This is a genomic window from Cellulomonas telluris, assembly GCF_004886325.1.
GTDB lineage: Bacteria > Actinomycetota > Actinomycetes > Actinomycetales > Cellulomonadaceae > Cellulomonas > Cellulomonas telluris.
The window spans coordinates 1-513 of the sequence record NZ_QXFN01000116.1 but is presented as its reverse complement, the minus strand read 5'-3'; the positions used below and the strand labels follow the sequence as shown (position 1 = coordinate 513).

The 513-nt window shown below is 67.4% G+C and carries 1 protein-coding gene; it reads right to left on the bottom strand.

What is annotated here, in order from left to right:
• Nucleotides 1-513, bottom strand: a 513-nt coding sequence (locus tag FB586_RS19000) for an ATP-binding domain-containing protein (protein WP_168800636.1), incomplete at both ends; no start/stop codon positions are given.

Sequence of the window (513 nt, the reverse complement as noted above, 5' to 3'; positions counted from 1 at the left end):
GTCGGCCAGGTGTTGCGCCGGCTCTCGAGGTTGCCGATGCGCGAGGCCAGGGCATCTCCGAACGAGTGCGACGTGCGTCCCACCGGGTTCCCGTCGTGTGCGACCGAGTACACCGGCAGCGTGAGCGTGGAGGCGTCGACGTCGAGGTCGAGGGTCAGAGCGTCCCCCGGCGCGACTGCGGACAAGAGCGTGGCCTGACTCGCGTTCGGGTCCTCGTGAATCGGTTCGATGTCGCCGACCTGGATCTCGATTCCGAGCGTCATCCATGGCTTGTGGGCCCCGATGTACCAGCGGGCTCGCTGCGATCCGCGGGTCGCGATGGTGCGAAGTGCCCGATCGTCTGGGCCATCGGCCCGAACGAGATGATTGCGTGCCCTCGTCAGCGCGACGAATTGGGTACGGCGCGCGTCCTCGACGGGGCGTTCAGGCGCGTGGCGCTGTGGGAAGTCGAGAACGGCGACGTTGTCGAACTCGAGGCCTTTGGCTCGGTGGACGGTGGACACGACGACGTCT